Origin of the sequence: Bradyrhizobium sp. BR 10289 (assembly GCF_019455385.1) — a bacterium.
Lineage (GTDB): Bacteria > Pseudomonadota > Alphaproteobacteria > Rhizobiales > Xanthobacteraceae > Bradyrhizobium.
Genome location: NZ_JACOFR010000013.1, coordinates 192401 through 199275, shown reverse-complemented (window position 1 = coordinate 199275; position 6875 = coordinate 192401). Strand labels below are relative to the sequence as shown.

Sequence of the window (6875 nt, the reverse complement as noted above, 5' to 3'; positions counted from 1 at the left end):
TTGCGCAGCGGACCGCGGGTGCCAGTCGGCACCCGGTCTTCCCTGCGCCCTCTTGGATCAGAGGGCGAAGTGACGAAGCAAAGCTCGGGTGAATCAGCCGCGAGAATGCACAAGCGTGTCTGCAACGCGAGCCGCGAAACTTTACGCAAGCCTTGGCCACCGCATCCGCGCGGAAATTACCTGCGCGGCCTCATCCCTGGCTCGCCACACGGGCGCGGTCGAGATGCTCCTCGATCTTCGGACGGTCGCGGGTGCGCTCGAAGCTCGTGCACAGCAGTTCGGTCTCCTCGAGGGAAATCGGGGCGCGATACAGCCGGCACATGAATTCTGCGCTGGCACGTCCCTTCGCGGCAGCCGGGCCGGGGCCGGGGCTGCGCTCGGCCAGAAACATGCAATCGCGGCAGATGCTGGCGTCGAGCCGCTGATGGGCTGCGTCGAGATGATTGAGGATTTCCCGCAGCGAGTCGCGCAAGCGGACGCACTCCTCGGTGCCGAGCGAGGTGACCGCATTCACCACGTGGTTGATCGGATCGTACTGGTTCAAGCACTTTTCGCCCTGCGGGGTGACGTGCAGCACGACCGAGCGCTTGTCCTCATGCGACGGCTTGCGCACCAGAAACGACTTGCTCTCCAGCGTCTTCACGATCTGCGATGCGGTCGCCCGTGTCGCGCCGATGAAGCCGGCGAGCGCCGACGGCGTGCGCGAAAACCGGTTGGCGCGGCCGAGAAAGCGCAGCGCCATCCATTCGCGATCACGCAATCCATGCTGATTGCCTTCGAAATACCAAGCTCGCGCCGCCTGAACCAGCAGCTCGACTGCCTCGCGTGCCAACGGCATAAATTCCTACCTTGCCCCGGGAATGTCGTCTGCGGCGCCCCGGAGCCGCCTTCCGCCGTTGTGCGTGAGTCCTTCGCAAGCGCCCGTATTTTCCGCAACAAGCGACACGTGCATCGTGCGCTGCGCTCGCGCGCAGGCGCGGACTGCCCGGCGTCCGATCTGGACACATGGGAGCCGCAAGGCACGGCGCAAGAAGCTGTGGTGCTGATGGTACGCCAATCGTGACGTGGTCGAACGAAAGTCCGAGTTGCCGTCACTGGCGGACGATGGATCGGAGATGTTCAACCGAAGCCCCTGAAGTTCAAGTCACACGCAGACGTTTCTTATATTCCGTCGAAACGATGAATGAGCTTCTCAACAAAATCAAGTCAAGACGCTCCCGCTGATCGGATGTCGTCGCAGGCGAATGTAACGTTCAAGACAATCTCGCTGTTTGGGACACATGATGGTGAACACAATACGCTGTGCTGCAGGCAACATGCACGCAACTCTGCGACGGTTTGATTGCACAGCACGCTGCTGTCTGTCGTTGATGCAAGTTGATCGAAGCTTGTGCACGACAAAGATGATCCGCGCGGAGTCATCCACAACTTGTGCGATCTGTCGGAGAATCGCCAAGGGAACTCGCAAGGAATACACGCGGCAGTTGTTGCGGGCGCGGCCCACCAAGTCATCCGTAAGGCGGCTTCATCGCGGCCGCCTCAGGCGTCTCATTCAATCAGTTGAAGCGGCGCGCCGGAAATGCGGTGGAAGCGGTGCCCGTGCATGCGCTGGACGCGCAGCGGCATGCACGATCGGCAGTCGAAACGATGAGCAGAGCGGGAGCGAGGGCGCGTCGTACCACGGCTACTCGCCCTTCAGCATGTCCCTCAACTCGCGGAACGGGTCGGCACTTGGCCGGGCTGAGGCGTCTTGCCGCATCGCGGAGTAAATCCTCGGCACCATGTCGATCGCCTGGTCGAGGCCCGAATCGCGCCCCGACTGGTATCCGCCCATCAGGCGAAGGTCCCTCGTGTCCTCGTATTTGGCGATCATGGCGCGCAGCTTGCTCACCAGTTCGCGCTCCTCGGGGTCCCAGACGTTATGGGCGAGCCGGGAGACCGAGGCCAGAACGTCCACCGCCGGATAGCGCGCCTGGTCGGCGATATGCCTGGAGAGCACGATGTGCCCATCGAGCGTGCCGCGGATGGTGTCGGCGATCGGCTCGTTGTGATCGTCGCCGTCGACCAGCACGGAGAAAATGCCGGTGATCGAACCGGATCCCTCCTCGCCGGGGCCGGCGCGCTCCAGGAGGCGCGGCAGGTCGGTGAAAACCGTGGGGGCATAGCCGCGCGCGACCGCGGGCTCGCCGGCGGCGAGTGCGACCTCGCGGGCAGCGTGGGCGAAGCGGGTGATCGAATCGACCACGAGCAGGACCGATTCGCCCCGGTCGCGGAAATATTCGGCGACCGCCATGGCCGTCTTCGGCGCCAGCCGCCGCATCATCGGGCTTTCGTCGCCGGTCGAGACGATGGTGACGGCACGATGACGGTCGGTGCCGAGCACGTCCTCGATGAATTCGCGCACCTCGCGGCCGCGCTCGCCGACCAGGGCCAGCACGACTGTGTCAAAGCCCTGGCTGCGGGCGAGCATGGCGAGCAGCGTCGACTTGCCGACGCCGGAGCCGGCAAAAATGCCAACGCGCTGGCCGGCGCAGATCGGGGCGAACAGGTCGATGACGCGCACGCCGGTGCGCAGCGGCTTGTGAACGCGCGCGCGCTTCATCGCCGAGGGCGCCTCGGCTTCGGCCGAGACCGCGCGCGATCCCGGCGTGAGCGGGCCTTGTCCGTCCAGCGGCGCGCCGAGTGCGTTGATGACGCGGCCCTTCCAGCTCGGATCGGGCGCGAAGGACAGCGGCGGCATCCGGTAGGCGACGGAACCAAGGCCGGCCGAGAACACCCGGTCGAACGGTTTTGCGACGATGCCCTCGCTGTCGATCCGCACCACCTCGCCGATCTGGGGCTTGCCGCCGGAATTGACGCCGATGAGCTCACCAAGCCTGACGAAACGCGACAGGCCGGAGACACGGAAATGCGTCGGCGCGATCTCGGAGATCGCGCCGCTGACGCTGACCAGGGGAGTGCTCTGCTGAAGCTCCAGCAGCGCCCACTCGAGTTGCCGAAGAGCGTTCAAGGAAACCGTCCACCCAAATTACGCGCCACGCGCAGTCTACTTGCTCGGATCGCCCAGCGTCCGGATTGCGTTCTGGAGCGAGCTCTCGGTGCCCTCGATCATCGAATTGGTGCCGTCGAAGGCGCGCGAGGCCGCGATCAGCTTGGTCAATTCCATCATCGGATTGGCGCCGGAGCCCTCGACATAGCCCTGCTTGAAGCCGTCGCGGGAGAAGTCGGCGATGGCGGTCGCGGGCCGGTCGGGCGTGACGCCCGAATTGCCGTAACGATCGAGATTGGCGTCGGCGGGAATGCTGAACAGGCCGATGGTGCCGATCTCGTTGTTGTCCTGGGTGATCGCACCGCTGCGCGAGATCGCGATCGGGCCGCCGTTCGGGTCGAGCGTGATCTGCGCACCGCCGGCATCGATGACAGGGAAGCCGGACACGGTTTGAAGGTCGCCATTCGGGGCGATCTGGAGCCGGCCGTCGCGGGTATAGACCGTGCCGTTGGGGCCTGCGAAAGCGATGAAGCCCTGGCCGACCACGGCGACGTCGAGCGGATTGCCGCTCTCGGTGATGCTGCCCTGCTCGCGCGAGATGATGTTCTCGCCCGGCGAGGAGAACGCGACCGGGTTCGCGCCGGCCTTCGACAGCACGGTCTCGAACTTCACGACGTCGGTGCGGAAGCCGGACGTGTTGACGTTGGCGACGTTGTTGGCGATCGTCTGGAGGCGCTTCTCGAGCGCGACCTGCGCCGACAAGCCGACATAGAGTGCCGATTGCATGATTTACCTGTTGAACCGGATGTTCTGAAGCGTCGTGAGCATGTCGGTGTCCAGGGTCACCGACGTCGACGAGGCGCCGGCGATCAGCACCAGCGCCGGATTGGTCGAGGTGTCGCTCTGGGCCTGGGTCGCATCCCACATCGCCGCGAAGCGCTGCACGAACTTGGTGACCTTGGCCGGGTCCTGGAAGTCGGTGAGGTCGATCTTGTCCGTGATCAGCTTGGCCTGGGCATCGATGTCGGACGAACTGATGGTCGACGACCAGCCCATCGCGGTCTGGACCACCTGGGTCAGCGCCTTGTCGGCGAGGATCTGGTAGCCGGTCGTGATCGACGAGGCCTTGCGGGTGAAATAGAGCGCCAGCCGCAGGCCCTCGTTCTGGTCGCCGGCCTGCTCCTCCATCGTCTGCGTGACGTATTGGGTCGCCGTGCCGGTCGTGGCTGCGGTTGTGGACGTGGCCTGGTCGCCGAGCGCGGCGAAATTGAAGGCGGTGGCGAACTGCCTGTAGCGGGTGTCGGAGAGCTTGTTGGCGAAGGAATTGGAGTCCGAGACCCCCTCGGTCAGCACCTTGCGCATGAACGCCTTGGCGTAGGTCATGTCGCTGAGGCCATAGGCCTTCATCGCATAGGAGTAGAGGCGATAGTCCCCGAGAAAGTCATCGATCGTCTTCACATTGCCGATGTGGCTGAGGAAGTAATCGGTCTCGCGGCTGACATCGGGCTCCGTCGCGACCTGCGTCATCGACTTGCTCATGTCCTTGGTCAGTCTGGTGTAGTCCGCGATGGTCGATAGCATGGCACGCGCCCCTGTCGCCGCTCTTGCGACTTCGCCTCAAGCTGCCGCCGATTGCTTGCGCGGGGCTGGCCACCAGGAAGCCAGCTTCACGCAAGGCTCGCCGACTAGGTATTCCCGATGGGATCGGCGATGGAGTGGCGCGTTGCTCAGTTTCGTGGGGATTTTCATCACGGTGGCGGCGTTGCTCGGCGGATTTGCCGCCATGGGCGGGCACCTCGCCGTGCTCATGCAGCCGTGGGAATTCGTCATCATCATAGGCACGGCGATCGGCACCTTCATCCTGGCCAATCCGTGGAAGACGGTCGTCGACACCGGGGTGGCCTGCATGCAGGCCGTCACCAACGCGGTGCCGGGACAGCGCTATTACCTCGACCTGCTCGGAGCCTTGCATGCCCTGATGCGCGAGCTCAGGGGCAAGGGCCGCAACGAGGTCGAGGCACATATCGACGATCCTTCGTCGTCCGAGATCTTCAAGGCGTTCCCGAGCGTGCTCGGTGACCCATCATTGCTCCAGTTCATCTGCGACTATGTCCGTCTCATCATCATGGGCAACGCGCGCACGCACGAGATCGAGGCGTTGATGGACGAGGAGATCCACACCATCGTGAAGGGCAAGCTGGCACCTTACCATGCGCTGGTGACGGTGTCGGAGGCGATGCCGGCGCTCGGTATCGTCGCCGCAGTGCTCGGCGTCATCAAGGCGATGGGTGCGCTCGACCAATCGCCGAAGCTGCTGGGCGGCTTCATCGGGGCGGCCCTGGTCGGCACCTTCGCCGGTATCTTCATCTCCTACGGCGTGCTTTCGCCCTTCGCGATCAAGATCAAGATGACGCGCGAGAAGAAGTGCCGGCCCTATATCATCGTCAAACAGACGTTGCTGGCCTTCATGAACGGCGCCATGCCGCAGATCGCGGTCGAGCACGGCCGCAAGATGATATCGAGCAGCGAGCGTCCCTCGATCGACGTCGTCGAGAACGAGACCATCGCGGGTCCCAAGGCCGTTCCGACTGAAGCTGAACCGAAAGCGGCCCGGGCATGACGATGATGGAAGACGTCGGAGTCGATCAGCGCAAGCAGCTGCCGAACTACCTGCTCGATGCGGCGGGTATCTCGATCGAACGCATGCCGATGCTCAATGTGATCTTCGATCGCATGGCGGCATCGTGCACCGACAGCCTGCAGCCGATGGCCGGCACGCCCTGCTATTTCTCGGTCAACGGCATCACCAATGACCCGCTCGGCGACATCATCAAGGATTACGAGGGCAACGCGGTCGCCGCCGTGCTCTATGCCGAGCAGTGGGACTCGCGCGTCATCATCATGCTGGATCGCGACTTCGTGTTCACGATGGTCGAGGCGATGTTCGGCTCCGACGGCGCCGAGCCGCCGCTCGACGTCGAGCGCACCTTCTCGAACATCGAGATCCGGCTGGTCCAGGCGCTGTTCGAGCGGTTCGCCAAGGCGCTGCAAGGCGCCTTCGCCGGCACCTCGAACGTCACCTTCCGCGTCGAGCGTGTCGAGACGGCGATGGCTTCGCTCGCGATCGGCCGCGCAAGCAACATGTCGATCTGCGCGAACATGATGGTGCAGGCGCTCTATCGCGGCGGCCAGATGTTCCTGATCATTCCGCACTCCGCGCTCAACCCGCTCAGGCAGAAGCTTGCGACCGTCACCGCCAGCGACGGCCGCACGACCGATCCGCGTTGGCGCGAGCAGATGGAGAGCGAAGTCCAGCGCACCGAGGTGACGTTGAGCGCGGTGCTCGACGAGAAGATGATTACCCTCGACGATGTCGTGAAATTCAAGGTGGGGCAGGTCCTGGAGCTCGAGGCCACGCCGCGCACGCTGGCGCGTCTCGAAAGCAATAATCAGGTGCTGTTCTGGTGTCAGATCGGTCAGCTTGATGGCTACTACGCCATGCAGGTGGCCGATCCCGTCGATCAGAAACGGGAGTTCGTCGATGATATCCTATCTCGTTGATGCTGTGCTGCTGATTGCGCTGGCCTTCACCAGCATGCGGGTGACCAAGATGCACCGTGAGCTGGCGCGCCTGCGCAGCTACCAGGGTGAGTTCTCGACCATCGTGCACGAGACAGCCGGCGCCTTCGACACGGTCATCACCGCGGCGCACGACTCCACGGCCAATCTCGGACGGCTCGCCAACGTGCTCAGCGCCAAGATCGATCAGGCCCACGAGGCGATCGCGGCGCTGGATGCCAGAAGCGGACTCGGATCCGCTGCGACCGCGATCGGCGCCGACGTGAACAAGCATTGAAGCCCAAACCGGCAGGCCAACGACGACCGG

At 64.1% G+C, this 6875-nt stretch carries 7 protein-coding genes; 3 read left to right on the top strand and 4 right to left on the bottom strand.

Going from position 1 to position 6875, the window contains the following annotated elements; all coding sequences use genetic code 11:
* Positions 1–190: 190 nt before the first annotated feature.
* The 4 genes from HYH08_RS22175 to HYH08_RS22160 all read right to left on the bottom strand — a co-directional run bounded on the left by HYH08_RS22175 (position 191) and on the right by HYH08_RS22160 (position 4570).
* A complete protein-coding gene (locus HYH08_RS22175) occupies positions 191–838 on the bottom strand; it encodes a MarR family winged helix-turn-helix transcriptional regulator (RefSeq protein ID WP_220011937.1) in 648 nt (215 codons plus the stop codon).
* Positions 839–1684: 846 nt separating this feature from the next.
* Positions 1685–3010 (bottom strand): flagellar protein export ATPase FliI, encoded by a 1326-nt coding sequence (gene fliI / locus HYH08_RS22170; RefSeq protein ID WP_220011936.1) that lies wholly within the window; start codon positions 3008–3010, stop codon positions 1685–1687.
* A gap of 36 nt (positions 3011–3046) precedes the next feature.
* Positions 3047–3775 (bottom strand): flagellar basal-body rod protein FlgF, encoded by a 729-nt coding sequence (flgF, locus tag HYH08_RS22165; RefSeq protein WP_220011935.1) that lies wholly within the window; start codon positions 3773–3775, stop codon positions 3047–3049.
* A gap of 3 nt (positions 3776–3778) precedes the next feature.
* Complete coding sequence (locus HYH08_RS22160; protein ID WP_220011934.1) at positions 3779–4570, bottom strand: DUF1217 domain-containing protein; 792 nt, start codon at positions 4568–4570, stop codon at positions 3779–3781.
* Positions 4571–4712: 142 nt separating this feature from the next.
* Here HYH08_RS22160 and motA point away from each other — a divergent pair, with 142 nt between their 5' ends.
* From motA to HYH08_RS22145, 3 genes are read left to right on the top strand one after another with little or no spacing between them, the layout of a single operon-like run.
* Positions 4713–5609: a flagellar motor stator protein MotA gene (gene motA / locus HYH08_RS22155; protein ID WP_220011933.1), complete on the top strand. Its 897-nt coding sequence runs from the start codon at positions 4713–4715 to the stop codon at positions 5607–5609.
* Positions 5610–5611: 2 nt separating this feature from the next.
* On the top strand, positions 5612–6550 hold the full coding sequence (locus tag HYH08_RS22150; protein ID WP_502788544.1) for a flagellar motor switch protein FliM: 939 nt from the start codon (positions 5612–5614) through the stop codon (positions 6548–6550).
* Entirely contained in the window at positions 6531–6845 is a 315-nt protein-coding gene (locus HYH08_RS22145) for a hypothetical protein (RefSeq protein ID WP_220011931.1), read from the top strand. The genes HYH08_RS22150 and HYH08_RS22145 overlap by 20 nt, the downstream gene beginning before the upstream one ends.
* The last annotated feature ends 30 nt before the right edge of the window (positions 6846–6875 follow it).

Coding starts and splice junctions, on each gene's coding strand:
- HYH08_RS22175 (WP_220011937.1), bottom strand. CDS start 838: ATGCCGTTGGCACGCGAGGCAGTCGAGCTGCTGGTTCAGGCGGCGCGA.
- flgF (WP_220011935.1), bottom strand. CDS start 3,775: ATGCAATCGGCACTCTATGTCGGCTTGTCGGCGCAGGTCGCGCTCGAG.
- HYH08_RS22160 (WP_220011934.1), bottom strand. CDS start 4,570: ATGCTATCGACCATCGCGGACTACACCAGACTGACCAAGGACATGAGC.
- HYH08_RS22150 (WP_502788544.1), top strand. CDS start 5,612: ATGATGGAAGACGTCGGAGTCGATCAGCGCAAGCAGCTGCCGAACTAC.
- HYH08_RS22145 (WP_220011931.1), top strand. CDS start 6,531: ATGATATCCTATCTCGTTGATGCTGTGCTGCTGATTGCGCTGGCCTTC.